The following is a 16,480-nucleotide window of genomic DNA, read 5'->3' as shown; positions in this document are numbered from 1 at the left end:
TCGACCCATGATGGCTGATGTGAGCGCCGATGCCGACGCGCCGCGACCCGCCGCGCCCCCTCCTGAGCTTGGAAAAGCAGCACGTAGGTCCGCATCATGGACCATCGCTCACACCGCCGACGACGGCGCCGACCGGCCGTCCGGATCGCAGAGCATCCAGCGGGCACTCGTGCTGCTGAATCTCGTCGGTGTGCTGGCTCGTGACCGCCCGGACGGCGCGTCACTCGCCGAGCTCACGCGCGTCAGCGGCCGCCCGAAGGCGAGTGTGCACCGGATCCTCGTCGCGCTGGTCGCCGAGGGATACGTCGAACAGGATCCCGACACGGCGTGCTACCGCCTCGGGCTGCAGGCGGGTGTGCTCGGCGAGCTGGCGGGCCACCGGGCCGACGACCTCGGCGAGGCGAGCACCGACAGCCTCATCCGGATCGCGGACTCCTCGACGGACACGACGTTCCTGACCGTGCGCCACGGCAGCTACGGCGTGTGCACGCGCAGACAGGAGGGTCCCGGTCCGATCCGCAACTACGCCCTGGCCGTCGGCGACCGGCACCCGCTGGGCATCGGCGCGGGCAGTCTCGCCATTCTCAGCGCACTGTCCGACGACGACGTCGAAGACGTGCTGGCCTCGACGGCCACGACCCGCGACCACTACCCCGGATTCGACGACGACACGCTGCACGACCTCGTGCACCGGTCCCGTCAGAACGGGTACGCGCTGAACGACGGCCGCGTCATCGCCGGGTCCTGGGCACTCGGCGTCGCGGTGCGCGACCCCGCCGACCGGCCGGTCGCCGCGCTGAGCGTCGCCAGTATCGCCGAACGCTTCGACGGCGCCCGGCGCGACGAACTCGCCGCACTGCTGCACGCGGAGGCACGGTCCATCCGTGCCGCACTGACCGATTCTCAGAAGTCCCGATCCGCGAGAGGACGATCATGACAACCACCCCCGCGATCATCGGCTGGGCGCATTCCCGGTTCGGTAAGGCGTCCGAACCGGACGTGGAAGCGCTGCTGGCCGGTGTCACCGGCGCCGCCCTCGACCACGCGGGCACCGAACCCGGAGACGTCGACGGGATCTTCGTCGGCGTGTTCAACGGCGGGTTCTCCCGGCAGGGTTTCGAAGCGGGCCTGGTCGGTGCGGGCAGGCCCGAGCTGGCGACCGTGCCCGCGGTGCACACCGAGAACGCCTGCGCGACCGGATCGTCGGCACTGTTCACGGCGCTGGACTTCGTGCAGTCGGGCCGCGGCCGGATCGCACTGGTCGCCGGTGCGGAAAAGATGACGGCGGCCGAGCCCGAGGTCGTGGGCGACGCGCTGCTCACCGCCTCCTACCGCAAGGAGGAGGAGCAGGCGGGCAGTTTCGCGGGCGTGTTCGCCGGGATCGCCCGTGACTACTTCGAGCGATACGGCGACCATCGCGACACGCTCGCCCGCATCGCCGCGAAGAACCACCGCAACGGTGTCGGCAATCCGTACGCGCACCTGCGCAAGGACCTCGGCTTCGAGTTCTGCGCCGAGGCGTCGGACCGCAACCCGCTCGTGGCCGATCCGCTCCGCCGCACGGACTGCTCACTGGTCTCCGACGGCGCCGCCGCACTCGTCGTGGCCTCCCCGGACGTCGCCGCGAGCGCACCGCGCGCCGTGGGCTGGCGCGGCAGGGCCCACGCCAACGATCACCTGCCGCTGAGCCGCCGCGACGACGTGCTCGCCTTCGCGGGCGCGAAGTCGGCGTTCACCCGGGCCACGGCCGAGGCCGGTGCCGGACTGTCCGACCTGGACCTCATCGAGACGCACGACTGCTTCACCGTGGCCGAGCTGCTGCAGTACGAGGCGTTCGGCCTGGCCGAGCCGGGCAAGGGTGCCACCGTCATCGACTCCGGACGCACCGAACGCGACGGCGAGCTACCGGTGAACCCGTCGGGCGGGCTCAAGTCGAAGGGGCATCCCATCGGCGCAACCGGGGTGTCGCAACACATCATGGCAGCCCTTCAGCTGACCGGCGACGCAGGCGAGATGCAGGTCCCCGGAGCCGAACTCGCCGCGGTGTTCAACATGGGCGGCGTCGCGGTCGCCAACTACTGCTCGGTGCTGGAGCGGGTGCGATGACCCTGCGTGCCGTCAACCTGGCCCATCTGCTGACCGCGACGGCCACCCGGCTGTCCGGCCGCGACGCCGTCGTGTCCGGCTCGACGCGGCTGACGTGGCGGGACCTGGACACGCGTGCGTCCGCGGTCGCCGTCGAGCTGCGCCGCCGGGGCATCGGCCGTGGTGACGCGGTGCTCGTGCACTCGCCCAACCACGTCGAATTCATCGCGGCGATGTTCGGGGTGTGGCGCGCGGGCGCAGTGTTCGCCCCCGCCAACTTCCGCCTCACCCCGTCCGAGGTCGCCGGGCTGGCCGAACTGACCACGCCCGCTGCGCTCATCTGCCACACCGACTACGCCGACCATGCCGATGCCGTCGCCGCGGCCTCGGAGCTCACCGGCGGCACGCTGTGGATCGGCGCCGCGTCCGGTGCCGACGGTGCGATCGCCGGCCTGCCCATCCCGCAGGCCGGCGAACCGGACGAGCCCGTGTGGAACGGTGACCACGCCTGGTACTTCTTCACGTCCGGCACCAGTGGCAGACCCAAGGCCGTCGTGCTGACCCACGACCAGCTGGGCTTCGTCGTCAACAACCATCTCTGCGACCTGATGCCCGGCCTCGGCGCCGACGACGCGCAGATCGTGGTCGCGCCGCTGTCCCACGGCGCCGGGATCCACCTGCTGCCGCAGGTCGCACGGGGCGCGAAGACCGTGCTGCCCACGTCGACCCGGCTGGAGCCCGCGGAGGTCTGGCGGCTCGTCGAGGCCGAGCGGGTGACCAACGCCTTCACCGTGCCGACGATCCTCACGACGCTCGCCCAGGCGCCGGAGGCGGCCCACCACGACCTCGGCTCGCTGCGCTACGTGATCTATGCAGGCGCACCCATGTACCGCGCCGATCAGCAACGCGCCCGCGCGGTGCTCGGCGACGTGCTCGTGCAGTACTACGGACTGGGCGAGGTCACCGGCAACATCACGGTGCTGCCACCGGACGAGCACGACCGCAGGCCGCCGGACGGCGTCGAGTACGGCACCTGTGGTCATCCGCGCACCGGAATGCAGGTCAGCATCCAGGACTCCGACGGTACGGAACTGGCCACGGGAGAGCAGGGCGAGATCTGTGTGGCGGGCCCCGCGGTGTTCGCCGGCTACCTGCGCAACGACGAGGCCAACGCCGAGTCCTTCCGCGACGGATGGTTCCGCACCGGGGATCTCGGCATGGTCGACGACGAGGGATATGTCTACGTCACGGGCAGGGCTTCCGACATGTTCATCTCGGGTGGGTCCAATGTGTACCCACGGGAGATCGAAGAACGCCTGTTGCACCATCCGGCCGTGGCCGAGGCGGCGGTTGTGGGTGTACCGGACCCGAAATGGGGCGAGATCGGCGTGGCGGTCTGTGTCGCCGCCGACGGCACCATCGCCGACGACGAGGAGTTGCGGTCGTGGCTCGGGGACTCGCTCGCGCGGTACAAGATCCCGAAACGCTTCGTGTGGTGGGACGAGATCCCGAAGTCGGGATACGGCAAGGTGGTCAAACGCACCATCAAGCAGCGATTGGCGGAGTCGTGACCGCGCACCGGGCCGGGTTCCCACTGCAGCACCCCGGGCCCCGCTCGGCGGAGCGGATCGTGTCGGTGCCCACCGGCGTGACGGTCGTGCGGACGGAGCTGCCGCCCGGCGCGCGCGTCGCAGCGGAGCTGTGGCGGATCACCGAGTCCGCAGGTCACCGTGCGGCGTGCGTCGAACTGGTGCACGGCAGCTTCGGCACGCTGCGCTACGTGCACCCGGCCGTCGGCGCCGAGCGTCCCGCCTACTTCAGTGAGACCTACGAACCCGCCGGTCCGTGTTTCGTACTGGGCGGTTCCGCGACCGTGGGGAGCCGTGAGGGTTCGGGGTTCGCACACGTGCACGCCACCTGGCTCGACGAGCACGGACGTGTCCGCGGCGGCCATCTGCTGCCGGACACGACGGTCGGCGCGGTGCCGATCGAAGCGACGATGCGGTTGCTGCACGACGTCGCGTACGTCAGCGACACCTGCCCGGAGACGGCGATGCCCGCGTTCAGCCCGCACCCGCGCTGGGAGGCGGCGGCCACGCAGGCCGTCGCGGCGCGCATCCGCCCCGGCGAAGACCTGCACACCGCGGTCACGGACGTGGCGGCACGGGCGGGTTTCCGTTCCGCGGTGGTCCGCGCCAGCCTGGGCAGCACCGTCGGCGCGCGGCTGCGCACCGGTCCCGGCCGGATCGCGGAGGCAGACTGGCCCGCCACCGAGTTCACCTCGCTCACCGGCACCGTCGCCGACGGCGAGGCCGTGCTCACCGCGTCGCTCGTGGACCGCAACGGTGACGTGCACTCGGGCCTCGTACTGCCGGGGCAGAACCCGGTGGCGGTGACGTTCGAGCTGTACGTCGAGCGCGCCGATTCCGGTGCGATATCCCGCGACATCGACAACACCGCCGAGGAGGCGCCAGCATGACCGACACTCCACGACTTGCCGGCCGGACGGCACTCGTGTTCGGCGGCGGTGGCGGGCCGGACGGAGCGACCAACGGCCAGGCCGCCGCGATGACCTACGCCCGGCACGGGGCGTCGGTCGCCGTCGTGGACGTCAGCGCGGAGGCGGCGGACCACACCGTCGATGCGATCCGCGCCGAGGGCGGTTCGGCGACGGCGATCACCGCGGACGTCACCGACGCGGGCCAGGTCGCCGACGCCGTCGGCCGTGCGGCCGAGGCGTTCGGGCCTGCGGACATCCTGCACAACAACGTGGGTGTCACGGTGTTGGGCGGTCCGATGGAGCTGAGCCTGGAGGAATGGCGCCGCGCATTCGCGCTCAATGTGGACGGTGTGTTCCTGGCGTGCAAGCACGTGCTGCCGGCCATGCTGGACCGCGGCAGCGGGGCCATCGTCAACGTCTCGTCGCTCGCGGCGCTGCGCCACGTCGGTTACGAGTACCCGGCGTACATGTCGGCGAAGGCCGCGGTGAACCAGGCGACGGTGTCGCTGGCGCTGACGTACGCCGCCCGCGGTATCCGCGCCAACGCCGTGGCACCCGGTTTCATCGAGACGCCCCTCGTGCGCCAACAGCTGGCGTCGCAGGCGGGGTCGATCGACGAGCTCATGGCCGACCGCCACGCGGCGAGCCCCACGGGGCGGATGGGCACCCCGTGGGATGTCGCCAACGCGAGCCTGTTCCTGGCCTCCGACGAGGCCGCCTACGTCAACGGGGTGTGCCTGCCGGTCGACGGCGGCCTGGCCATGACCTGCGCACCCGGCTGAGCCGGCCGGTCACCGGTCACCTGTCGCCGGCAGGCGGGGCCGGGAAGCCGCCGACGGCCTGTTCGAACGTCCGTGCCACCCGCAGCACCGCCGCGTCCTCGAAGTGCCTGCCGACGATCATCATTCCCGTGGGCAGGCCGTCCACCGGTGCGGTGGGCACGCTGCACGCCGGGTGGCCGGTCGTGTTGAACGGCGCGGTGTTGCCGATCATCGACAGCGCGGTGTCCAGGTACTGCCCCAGCGGGACGTCGGCGGCGGGCAGCGGGCGCGCGGGGTAGGGCACGGTCGGCATGACGAGGACGTCGCAGCGGGTCAACGCGGCGTCGTAAGCGGCCCGCGCCTGGTGCGCCAGGTGACGCGCCATCGCGTAGTACCGGCCACCGCCTTCCTCGAACGTGTAGCGCCCGGACAGGCCGACGAGTTTGACCGTCTTGGACAGTTCGGCGCCGTGTTCCAGCCGGTTCCTGCCGTAGTGCGCGATGAGCTCGGGATCGTAGAAGTCCTCGACGTTCATGCCGAAGGCGTTGCCGTCGAGCATCTGGTACGCGGCGCCTTCGGTGGCGATCACGTTCCAGGCGTGCATCACGTCGACGTGCCACGGGATCGACACGTCCTCGGTCTCCAGCCCCGCCGCGCGCAACACGTCCACACCTGCGCGGACCGCCTGGTCCACGGCGGGGTCGGACACCGGGGTGTCGAAGCCCTGCGTCACGACACCCACACGCATGCCCGCCGCGGACCGGCCGAGCGCCGACACGTAGTCGACGGCGGAGATCTCCGTGGGCTGGCGCGGATCGGCCCCGTCCACGCCGGCGAGCACGGTCAGCATGCGGGCCGCGTCCTCGACGGTGCGGGTCATGGGGCCCAGGTGGTCGATCGTCCGCTCGATCGGGAACGCACCGGTGTAGGGCACGAGCCCGTGGGTGGGCTTGTGCCCGACGATCCCGCAGAAAGCGCTCGGCATACGCACCGAACCGCCCTGGTCCCCGCCGAGCGCGAGGTCCACTTCGCCGCCGGCGACGAGCGCGGCGCTCCCGCTGGAGGAGCCGCCCGCGTTGCGTGTCCCGTCCCACGGGTTGCGCACCGGTCCCGGTTTCGAGGTGAAACTCCCGCCGGAGAAGCACAGGTCCTCGCACACCGACTTGCCCGCGATCGTCGCGCCCGCAGCGAGCAGCCGGGTGACGACCGTTGCGTCGCGAATCGGGACGAAGCCCTCGACGGCGCGCGAACCGTTCATCATCGGCACCCCGGACACGGCGACGTTGTCCTTGATCGCCACGGTCCGTCCGGCGAGCGGCCCCTGCTCCGACTCCCTGACGGACGTCGTCACGTGCCAGGCGCCCCACGGGTTGTCCTCCGGATAGGACCACTGCCGCTGTTTCGGAGCCGGCGCAGTGCGCCGGTACAGTTCCTCGACGGCCTCCGGATGTTCGAGGGTGCCGGCCACTGCCGGGCCGAACTCGTCGAGTTCGGCCTCGGACAGTCCGAACCGGAAATGCTCGTCGAGCGACGCCAACCGGGACCGGTCGGGCGGAGGCAACGGGGACATCGACAACACCGTCCTTTCGCCGCGGAAGCGACCCGGCACCACGAGGCCGGGGCGGATCGCGGACGGCGGCCTGGCAGGCCGGTCGGGATGTGCGAACGTCCACGACCTTAAGCGGCTCCGCGACCTGGAGCAACGCGGCGAACAAGAGCATCGGACTCCCGCGCCGCCCACTCACCGCCGCCGCTCGCCGCCACTGCTCGCCGGTGAGCAGGCCGGCGAGGAGGCCGGCAGCAGGGCGGATCGTCAGCCGCGCGCCGGTTCGACTCCCAGCGCCCGGTCGACCCAGCGGCCCACCGGAAGCGCGATGACGACGGCGGCCAGCACGACGTGGACGACCATGAACACGACCGCAGTGGCGACGCTCGGCACGCCGGTGAACACGATGATGTGCGAGGCCCACGGCAGTTCCGACGGCCGCGATCCCGCCGCCCACACGTCGTTGAGCGCCCAGAACGTCAGGTCGTTGAGCCCCGACACCACGACCAGGATCGCCGCCACACCGGTCTTGAGCACGTTCGCGGTTCTGGCCCCGCCCAGCCGGTAGGCCAGCAGCATGAACAGCACGATGAAGGTCGTGATGAACAGCTCGAACTGGTACACCGGTTCGAAGGAGCCGTCCTGCTCGGCGTTGCGCCCGAACTCCTGGATGCGCATGACCATCTCGGTGTCGATGTAGGCCATGTACCCGATCACGCCGAGCAACAGCAGTCCCGGGGCGGCGCGCCATTTCGGCAACAGGGCTACAGCCACTACGGCGAACGCGAACGGGCTCAGTTTGAACGCCCATTCCGCCACGTTGTCCAGCGTCTGGTCGGGCGGCAGCACCACCATGATCAGCAGCGCCAGTACCGCCGCGGGAACCGTGGGCACCACCCACAGCCACCCGCGCGCGCGATACAGCGCGGCCACCCAGCCCGTGCCCTGGTCGCCACCCGGCCTCCCGGCCGCGGCATCCGCTCCCGGCATCGTCGCGGTCATGCGTCGTCGTCCTCCAAGCGCGGCTTCTCGACCCAGAACGGGCCGAGCGCGAGTGCGTCCACATCGGTCTTGAGGTAGCACGCCACGGCGTCGGCCGGCGTCATGACGATCGGTTCCTCGTTGTCGTTGAACGAGGTGTTGACGACCATCGGGACACCGGTCAGCCGCTCGAAGTGCTGGATCATGCGGTAGTAGAGGGGATTGTCCTCCTCCGACACCGTCTGCACCCGGGCGGTGCCGTCGACGTGGGTGATCGCCGGCACCACCTCACGCTGGTGCTCCAGCACGTCGAACACCAGCAGCATCACCGGCGACGGATAACCGCTGGCGAAGAACTCCCCCGCACGTTCGGCGAGACAGGACGGTGCGAACGGCCGGAACGCCTCGCGATGCTTGACCTTCTCGTTCATCCGGGTCTTCGACTCGGGATCGCGCGGGTCGGCCACCAGCGAGCGATTGCCGAGTGCACGCGGACCACACTCCATCCGGCCCTGAAACCAGCCGATGATCAGACCGTCGGCGATCCGCTGGGCGGAGTGAGCCGCGATGTCGTCGTGGCGTTCGTAGTCCAGTCCCGCGTCCTTGAGCGCCAGCTCCATGTCCGTCTCGGTGTACTCGGGGCCGGTGTAGGTGAAGCCGCTCCGGGGGCGCGGGCGGTGGTAGGTCCCCACGCTGACGTCGAGGGCCGCACCGACGGCGCACCCGTCGTCGGCCGCGGCAGGCTGTGCGAAGAAGTCCTCGAACGGGGTCTCCAGCAGGATCCGCCCGTTCATCACGCTGTTGAGCGCCACCCCACCGGCCACGCTCAGTCTCGTCGACCCCGTTTCAGCCTGCAGCCACCTGGCGAGGTGCAGACCGGCCTCCTCGAGCGTCACCTGCAACGCGTAGGCGATGTCGCAGTAGTGCTGCGGCACCGGGTTCTCGGCCGTGACCCGTGTCTTCGGCCGGGCTGGGCCGAACAGGTCGTGGAACTTCTGCGACATCACGTGTTTGCCGGTGCGGTGGTGCTCGAACCAACTCAGGTCGAGTTCGAACCCGCCGTCCGGGTCGAGGTGCACCAGGTCGCGGAACGCCTCGACATACGTGTCGCGGCCGAGCGGGGCCAGGCCCATGACCTTGCCTTCGTCCCGGGTCGGGTAGAAGCCGAGATATCCGGTGACGCCCGCGTACATCGCACCCAGCGAATGCGGGAACTTGATCCGCCGCAGCTCGGTGATCGTGTCGCCCCTGCCGTGCGCCAACAGCGTCGAGGCGCCGTCGCTGCCGATGCCGTCGAGCGTCAGCACCGCCGATTCGTCCCAGGGACAGATGTAGTACGCACTGCCCGCGTGTGCACGATGGTGGTCGACCAGGTGCACTGTGAAGTTCGTCGGCCCGGAGTGGCCGACGGCCTCCTTGATGTCTCGCCCGAGGGTGTAGGTGCGTTTGATGTGCGCGAGCAACGCACCGCCGACGTGGTAGTCGTCGACGCCCTTGCCTCCGCCGCTGCGGAGTGTCTTCAACAGCCCGGCGGCCCGGCCGCCCGACGCACCGTCCGGATTGCGGAAGACGTCCAGCGTGCCGGGGAAGTACCGCGCGAACACCTTCGCGGCGTGGATCGCCTCCCGCCACCGCTGCCAGTAGTAGGCGACGTGATCCACCTCGGCGAGCGTGATACCGGCCTGGTCGAGGCAGAACCGGATCGCGTTCGCGGGCAGGCCCCCGTCGTGCTTGACGCGGGTGAACCGCTCCTCCTCGGCGAAGGCGACGATCGTGCCGTCGTGGACCAACGCCGCCGCCGAGTCGTGAACCCTGCTGATACCCAGTACGTACATGTTCTCGCTCCGTGGTGTTACGTGGTGGATGACAGGCCGGACCGTGCGGGCCGTCCGGCAGGCGGACCGGATGGACGTCGTCGCACCATGTGGTGCAGCGCCGCCGCCTCGGCCGACAACGCGAACACGACTGCGGCGAACCCACCCGCGGCGCCGAGGGGCGGCACCAGGCACAGCGCACCCACCGTCGTCGCGAGGAGCCGGCACAGCGCTCCCCTGAGGCTCACCCCCAGCAGCGGGCCCCCGGTGTTCTCGATCAGGAAGATTCCGTACATCACGGCGATCGCGGTGACGATCTCGACGGCGGTGAGCACGCCGAGTGCCGCCCACATCGCGATCCCCGTGTCGGCGAGCAGCGCGTCGCGCGATGTGGGCACCAGCAGGGCGGCACTGAACAGCACGGCGAACGCCGCCCCGCCCACGACGACCGCTCGCAGGATCGCCATGGCCTTCGCCCGCGCCACCACCGCGCCGGCTCCCCGCTGGCGGAGCGATACGCCCGGCTGGTGGATCCGGAACTGGTATCGCACGATCGAGCAGAACGCCCCCGCCGCGAGCATCGCGAGGTAGAACGGCCCGCTGTCGGACACCCGGCCCACGGCGGCGAGCACGAAGAACACCACCGCCACGGTGAGGGCGTCCAGCAACTCGGGCACACCGAGGAGCCAGGTGGTGCGCCCGTAGGCGAGCACGAACCGGCGCCGCCGCAGCGGTTCCGGCCGTCGCCAGTCCCGGGGCAGTAGACCGACGGCGACCAGCGCGACGGCGGCCAGTCCCGCGGGCAGCACCAGCAGCACGGTGCGCGGGGACCACTCGGCCAGCCAGGTCGACAGCGTCACGGCCAGCACCAGCACCGCGCCCGCGGTGAACGCCCAGGCGTCGAGCGCGGCCCTTCCCCTGAGCCGGTGGAGTCCGGCCACCGTCATCAGCATGCCGGAACACGTGTGCCAGCAGGCTGCGGCCAGGTACGGCAGCAGGGCCGATTCCGGTGCCACGACGACGGTCACGATCAGGCCGGTCGCGAACGCCAGCACCGGCGCGGCCGCGAACCGAACGGCCAGCGCCGCCACCGTCGCCCGCGTCGCCCTCACCCGCGGAGCCAGCCTCAGTGCGCTCTTCTCGGCCGCATTGGGCAGGAAGACCAGCCACGCGCACGCGCCGAGGGCGTTGGCGAACGGGCCGTAGGCGACGGTTCCCCACACGACGGCCAGCGCCACCTGCATCACCTGCACGCTGGCACGGAACGAGCCCCGGCCGAGGAGCAGCCGCAGCATCATCGACCGGCGGGGGGCCGCGCTCACCGCAGCGCCGGTCACGGCTGCGGCACCGCCTGCGTCACGTCGTCGAGGCGGAACTTCAGTGCGCCGCGCACCGCCTCTGCCGCGGCACGCAGATCATCCATTGTGGGCGCTTGGAGAACCGCGTAGCCGAGTTTGTAGCCGGCCTGTTCGTAGGCACGCACGAACGTTCCCTCGTCGGCGAACAGCCGCAGATCGACCACGGCCGGATGCGAGCGGACCTCCTCGATGCCACAGACCTCGGCGAGTCTGCCGGCCCGGTCCGCCCCGAAGACCTGCACCATCGTGGGCACCGGTTCCCGGGAAGCGAGCACCGGCTCGTCACCCATCGCCGTCGCCATGGTCGCCGCCATGACGTCCACGCCGTAGCACGACTCGATGAGCTCGGCGAGGCCGTTCCCTCCCATGCGCGCACCCATCTCGACCAGATACAGCCTGCCGTCACGGCCCAGCACCGCGTCGAGTGTCAGCGGACCGTCCGGGTAGTCGATCCGCTCGCAGACCGCTTCGAGCATGCCCACCAGCTCGGCGTCCACTCCGGACGGAAGTTCGGCCGGAACGAGGTGCGAGGTGGTGACGAAGTACGGCGGCGGCGTGATCGTCCGTTCGGTGACGGCGTGGAAGGCCACGCTGCCCTGCCGCATGAGAACCTCGACGGTGAGGTGCATCCCCGTCACGTACTCCTCCACGACGAGCTTGCCCTCCGGCGAGAACGCCACCGATTCGGCGAACGCCGATCGCAGGAATCCCGGTCCGGCGCACGCCACCACTCCCCTGCTCCCCGACGAGTCGACGGGCTTGACCAGCGCGGGGAATCGCAGTTCACGGGCGCGCTTGACGAGGTCGTCGTCCGGTGTGCCACTGACGGCCCGATACCCCGGCAGATCCAGTTCGGCGCACAGCTCACGAAACACCGATTTGTCGACCGAAGCGCGCATCGCCAGGTCCGGCAGCGAGGCGGGGAGGTTCCAGTGCCGGGTGAGCCAGGCCAGGGCCGGCAGTCCGACATCGCTGGCCGGGCACAGCACACCGACGATGTCGTCGCGTCCGGCCAGCGCGCTCGCGATCCGCTCCGGGGCGCGCACGCTCAGCTGGACGAACTCGTCGGCGTGGAGCACCCCCGGCGCGCTCGGCCGGATGTCGACGCAGATCGTCCGGTATCCCAGCCCGCGCGCCCGTTGGTACACGCTGACCGAACCGTCGGCGCCGCCGAGCACCACCAGAGTCTTCACGAGGCCACCTCCGCACGCCGGGGCTGCGGCGCAGCCTGCCGTTCGTCGAGGAGCAGGTCGGCCGGATCGACTCGGTCGCACAGCGACGTCTCCCGGATGTAGAACTGTCGCGGCCGCGGCCCTCCGGATCCGACGGTGACGAGGTAGCGAATCCCCACCGACAGCACGGCCGTGATCACGGCGAGGACCACGAACACCGCGGCCGGCACCGCGGCACCACCGACCACTCCGGCGGCCGCACCGACGGCCAGCAGGCCGCACAACGCCGCGGTCCCCAGCGCGAGACCTGCCGCGACGCCGGGAAGCCTGCGGGTGAACCCGACGAACAGTTCCACCGCGTGCGAGGCGAGGAAACGGAACCCCACCTTCGACTCACCGCGCTCCCGCGCGCGATGGCCGACGGCCACCGTCGTGTACCGGCCGGTGAGCCGCGGCACGGTCGCCATGAAGTACGGAGTGCCGAGCTCGAGGTCGACGACGCGACGTGCGAGGTCCGTGCGGACCAGCCGGAACGCGGTCGCACCACGCGGTATCTCGACGCGCAGGACGCGCTGGGCCAGATAGTGGAACACGGCGGTGCCCCATCGCCGCAGCAGCGGGTCCTGCCGGTTGGTCCGGACCCCGAAGACGGCGTCATAGCCCTGCTGCGCCTCGTCGATCAGCACCCGCGCCTCGGCGGCGGGGAACTGCTGGTCGGCGTCGATGTGCAGCACCCACGGCTGTGCGGCGTATCGATATCCGGCCGAAAAAGCCGCCTCGAAACCGAAGTTCCGCGTGAAGGAAATGAAACCGACTCGCGGGTCTTGTTCCGCGATTCCGCGAATGATATCCAGCGATCCGTCCGAGCTTCCGTCGTCGACATAGATGACTTCGAGCTCGATATCGCCGAGCTCTTCGACGATTTCCTCGTATGATGCCGTTATATTGTCCACTTCGTTATAACACGGAACCACAACTGTGATACTCGATATACTGGCGCGATCCCCACTCGGCCCTGTCACAGCTCACGCACCAGAACCGGAGCGGATTCCCGTAAGCGAATCCATCTCGGCGAACACGGCATGAATGTCCTCGCGTTTCTACTCGTCAGTAGTCTCTGCCCCCAGCAGGAACGATTCGAGAGTTATATCCGACAAAACGGCGGCAGCAAGGAGGAAAGTCCGGATTGAGCCGTTCAGCCGAGGTCGAAATGAGGGCATGGGCGACCTTTCGGCGCAATCACGGAATTCCCTGCACGAATCCGGTTACTGCGGTGGCACACTGCTCAGCCATGTGGAATTCGCTGGCCTTCCGGTTGTGGCGGGCCGCCTATCTGCGGGCCGTCTCCTCGGCCTTCGCGACCGTGCCGCTGTACCGCGAGACCTGGGCGCTACACGGCCGCACGGATCCGGTCCTCGTTCCGGGCAAAACCGGAAGCAACGGCGGGGCGCTGCCCGCCGACGGGGTGCACCGCCGACTGGTCGACACCGCTCCGCTCGCGGGCGGATCGACCGAACCGGATCCGGCACGCGGCCTCGCCGGGCTGCTGACCCGCGCCACCCACCGGCCCTCCCACCGGCTGGTCGTCATCGTGGACTCCGACGTCACCCGCCCGCCGACGGGACTGCCTCGCGGTTCCCGCGGATGCGTCCTGCACCCCGACGCCGCCACAGCCGCAGGGGACGAGCCGGTAATCAGAGAGGTCGTCGACACGCTGCGGCGTGGTGAGCGCGTACTGACCGTCGGCGAGGGCAAAGACCTCGACGCACTGACCGCGGCCCTGCCTGCGCAGCTGCCACCGCCCGATCGCGTCCCTCACCACCGCATCGACCGCCCGGGCACGGGGCCGTTCGGGCTGCTCCACGATCCGTTGCTCGGCTATCTCGGCGTCCTACGGGAGTGCGGCCGTCTGCACGTCGACCATTGGCACGTCTACGTGCGTGAGACCGCGGGCGGGCTCGCCTTCACCGTCCTCGACCGCACTTCGCCACGCCTGGTCGACGTACTCATCGGCGGCGGGGTGCCGGGCGAGGTGCACGCCTGCCCGAAGCACGGCTCTCCCGTGATCGAGACATGACGGCTGCGTCCGCGCGCACCGCTGTCGCCGCCGCGCGCATCTGCGACCCACGCGTCGACCCTGCTCCCGTCGGGTGGTCCGAGTTCATCGGCACCGCACGTCCGCACGCCGTGTGGGATCCGGATCTGCTGCGCATCGAGGGCTGGCTGGCGCGCAATCCGCCGCTGCTGGTCACCGTGCACGACGCCGACGGCATCGTGGCGGCACTGTCGGCGCTGGTCTGCCGGCCGACGCGCACACCCCGCTACGCGCCCCGTCGGCCCCGTCGCGGTCCGATGTGGGTGGAAGTCAGCCAGCCGTGGCTCAGCGGACTGCCCGGAATCGTGTGGCGGCCCGAGATCCAGGGACACCGGTTGCACGCGGCCGTACGCGCGGCGGAGCGCGCCCTCGCACGGCACCTCGGGCCCGGCCTGGTCGGGGTGTTCTACCGCGGGGTCGGCCCGGAGCTGCTCCCCGAGCTCGACGGCCACGGCCGCATCCACCGGCGCACGGATTCCTCCGCCGTACTCGACAACACCTTCGCCGACGTCGACGAGTGGCTCGCATCGCTGAGCAAGAGCCGGCGCGCCGGTCTGCGCAGACAGCACCGGCGGGCCGAATCCGACCGGACGCTGCTCATCCGCGGTGGCCCCGGCCGGACCGACATCGACGCAGCCGCCGTGGCGGATCTACTCAACGACCATCGCGCCCGGTTCGCCGCGCAGGCCGGCGACACGCGCTCACCCGTCGCGGCACCGTATGTGGAGGCGTTCGTGCGCAGATCCGACGTGCACACACTCACGTATCACGACACCGACGGCAGGCTGCTCGCGCTCAACATCCTGCTCGACCACCGCGACGTCGTCGTCAAACAGCACTGGGCGGCGCTGCCTCGCGAGGACGAGGGCAGACAGGGGCTGTACTTCGATGCCTACGTCCGCGCCGTGCGCTGGTGCATCGCGCACCGCAGGCCGCGAATCTCGTCGGGCCGGGGCAAGCTCGACGTCAAGACGTCGATGGGGTTCGCCCCCCAGGACGTCCACGGGGTCATCGCGCCGAGGCCGGTGATGGGGCGGTGAACGTCGAGATCCTCGACCCCCGTGTCGACCCGGAACCGTCCGGCTGGGCGGGCTTCGTGGGCTCCCACGGTCTGCATCCCGTCTGGCGTTATCCGCTGCTGCGGCTCGAGGCGTGGACCGCCCGCAACCCGCCCGTGCTGGCCGTGGTGCGCGACCACGGGCTGGTGGTCGGAGGCCTTCAGGTCATGGTGTGCCGCAGCTGGCGCACCGGCCGTTTCGGACCCCCGGTCACTCGGCGGCCGGTCCGGTGGCGGCCGCGCTGGGCCGAGGTCTACCTTCCTCTGCACAGCGGCTACCCGGCCGCTGCCTTCCATCCGGACGCCGACGCGCCGGCCGCGGTCCGCGAGTTCGAACGCGCACTGGTGCGGTGGGTCGGCCCGGGCCTGCTCGGAGTGCTGTACCGGGCCATGACCGCCGAGCTGGCCGATGCGATGTCCGGACCGGGCCGGCCGCGCAGAGAGATCGACCCGGCGGCCGGGCTCCGCCCACCGGAGACGTTCGACGCGTGGCGCGCGAGCCTCGCCGACGACGTGCGCGCCACCATCGACGAGATCGACGCCGACCCCGACGTGCGTACCGACGTCGGGGCCGGCCGCGACGACCTGGACGCGACCGAGCTCGCCGCGCTCCTCAACGCCCACCGGGCGCGCCAGGACGCCCGTGCGTGGTCGGGCGGGCAGCGTTCGCGGTTCGCAGGCCTGCACATGGACACCCGCAGTCCCGTGTCCCCCGCCTACCTGGATGCGCTGCTGCGCAGATCGAACGTGCTCACGCGCACCTACCGCACGGCGGCGGGCCGGCTGCTCGGGTTCAACACGATGATCAACGACCGGGCCACGGCCGCTTTCCATCACTGGGCGGCGCTGTCCCGACAGGACGGCGGCCAGCCGGGGCTCTACCTGCACGCCTACGCCCAGGCCGTGGCCAAGGCGATCGAACGGGGAACGACCGAGCTGACCGCGGGCAGGGCGATGCTGGACGAGAAGGCCGCCCTCGGCTTCCACGATACCCGCGAACTGCACACCGTCGCGGCGCCACGGCCCCTGCTCGGCGACCGCTGGTCGGCAGCGGCCTGGCGCCGGCGACCCGGCAGCACCCGTCCACGCCAGCACGTACCGGGAGCGTGAC

At 70.7% G+C, this 16,480-nt stretch carries 14 protein-coding genes; 8 read left to right on the top strand and 6 right to left on the bottom strand.

What is annotated here, in order from left to right; genetic code table 11:
• Window positions 1–7 precede the first annotated feature (7 nt).
• The 5 genes from LY40_RS10255 to LY40_RS10235 are packed head-to-tail and all read left to right on the top strand — an operon-like array spanning window position 8 to window position 5,367.
• Entirely contained in the window at window positions 8–937 is a 930-nt protein-coding gene (locus LY40_RS10255; RefSeq protein WP_258936639.1) for an IclR family transcriptional regulator, read from the top strand.
• Window positions 934–2,106, top strand: coding sequence for an acetyl-CoA acetyltransferase (locus tag LY40_RS10250; protein ID WP_183783812.1), 1,173 nt, complete (start codon window positions 934–936; stop codon window positions 2,104–2,106). Before LY40_RS10255 ends, LY40_RS10250 begins: the two co-directional genes overlap by 4 nt.
• On the top strand, window positions 2,103–3,656 hold the full coding sequence (locus tag LY40_RS10245; RefSeq protein ID WP_258936638.1) for an acyl-CoA synthetase: 1,554 nt from the start codon (window positions 2,103–2,105) through the stop codon (window positions 3,654–3,656). Before LY40_RS10250 ends, LY40_RS10245 begins: the two co-directional genes overlap by 4 nt.
• The gene (locus LY40_RS10240) at window positions 3,653–4,564 is read left to right on the top strand and encodes a PCC domain-containing protein (protein WP_258936637.1); all 912 of its coding nucleotides are present in this window, start codon (window positions 3,653–3,655) and stop codon (window positions 4,562–4,564) included. The genes LY40_RS10245 and LY40_RS10240 overlap by 4 nt, the downstream gene beginning before the upstream one ends.
• On the top strand, window positions 4,561–5,367 hold the full coding sequence (locus tag LY40_RS10235) for an SDR family NAD(P)-dependent oxidoreductase (RefSeq protein WP_183783806.1): 807 nt from the start codon (window positions 4,561–4,563) through the stop codon (window positions 5,365–5,367). Before LY40_RS10240 ends, LY40_RS10235 begins: the two co-directional genes overlap by 4 nt.
• Before the next feature lie 16 nt (window positions 5,368–5,383).
• Here LY40_RS10235 and LY40_RS10230 read toward each other — a convergent pair whose 3' ends face one another.
• The 6 genes from LY40_RS10230 to LY40_RS10205 form a co-directional block, all read right to left on the bottom strand.
• Window positions 5,384–6,916, bottom strand: coding sequence for an amidase (locus LY40_RS10230; protein ID WP_183783805.1), 1,533 nt, complete (start codon window positions 6,914–6,916; stop codon window positions 5,384–5,386).
• Between the two features lie 243 nt (window positions 6,917–7,159).
• Window positions 7,160–7,894, bottom strand: a complete 735-nt coding sequence (locus LY40_RS10225) for a hypothetical protein (protein WP_372497753.1) — start codon at window positions 7,892–7,894, stop codon at window positions 7,160–7,162.
• Window positions 7,891–9,708 carry a carbamoyltransferase family protein gene (locus LY40_RS10220; RefSeq protein WP_258936636.1) on the bottom strand — a complete coding sequence of 606 codons (1,818 nt, stop codon included), beginning with the start codon at window positions 9,706–9,708 and terminating at the stop codon, window positions 7,891–7,893. The genes LY40_RS10225 and LY40_RS10220 overlap by 4 nt, the downstream gene beginning before the upstream one ends.
• Before the next feature lie 17 nt (window positions 9,709–9,725).
• A complete protein-coding gene (locus tag LY40_RS10215; RefSeq protein ID WP_258936635.1) occupies window positions 9,726–11,024 on the bottom strand; it encodes a hypothetical protein in 1,299 nt (432 codons plus the stop codon).
• Entirely contained in the window at window positions 11,021–12,238 is a 1,218-nt protein-coding gene (locus LY40_RS10210) for an ATP-grasp domain-containing protein (protein ID WP_258936634.1), read from the bottom strand. Before LY40_RS10210 ends, LY40_RS10215 begins: the two co-directional genes overlap by 4 nt.
• On the bottom strand, window positions 12,235–13,170 hold the full coding sequence (locus tag LY40_RS10205; protein ID WP_258936633.1) for a glycosyltransferase family 2 protein: 936 nt from the start codon (window positions 13,168–13,170) through the stop codon (window positions 12,235–12,237). The genes LY40_RS10210 and LY40_RS10205 overlap by 4 nt, the downstream gene beginning before the upstream one ends.
• 338 nt (window positions 13,171–13,508) lie before the next feature.
• On the opposite strand from LY40_RS10205, the gene LY40_RS10200 reads away from it, so the two are divergent.
• Genes LY40_RS10200 through LY40_RS10190 form a run of 3 tightly spaced genes read left to right on the top strand, consistent with a single transcriptional unit; the run spans window position 13,509 to window position 16,479 of the window.
• Window positions 13,509–14,294, top strand: coding sequence for a hypothetical protein (locus tag LY40_RS10200; RefSeq protein WP_258936632.1), 786 nt, complete (start codon window positions 13,509–13,511; stop codon window positions 14,292–14,294).
• Window positions 14,291–15,352, top strand: coding sequence for a peptidogalycan biosysnthesis protein (locus LY40_RS10195; protein WP_258936631.1), 1,062 nt, complete (start codon window positions 14,291–14,293; stop codon window positions 15,350–15,352). The genes LY40_RS10200 and LY40_RS10195 overlap by 4 nt, the downstream gene beginning before the upstream one ends.
• On the top strand, window positions 15,349–16,479 hold the full coding sequence (locus LY40_RS10190; RefSeq protein WP_258936630.1) for a hypothetical protein: 1,131 nt from the start codon (window positions 15,349–15,351) through the stop codon (window positions 16,477–16,479). The genes LY40_RS10195 and LY40_RS10190 overlap by 4 nt, the downstream gene beginning before the upstream one ends.
• Window position 16,480 lies beyond the last annotated feature (1 nt).

Origin of the sequence: Prauserella salsuginis (assembly GCF_024648885.1) — a bacterium.
Taxonomy (GTDB): Bacteria; Actinomycetota; Actinomycetes; order Mycobacteriales; family Pseudonocardiaceae; genus Prauserella; species Prauserella salsuginis.
Note: the sequence above shows the minus strand (reverse complement) of the source record. Positions and strands in the feature narration are given on the sequence as shown.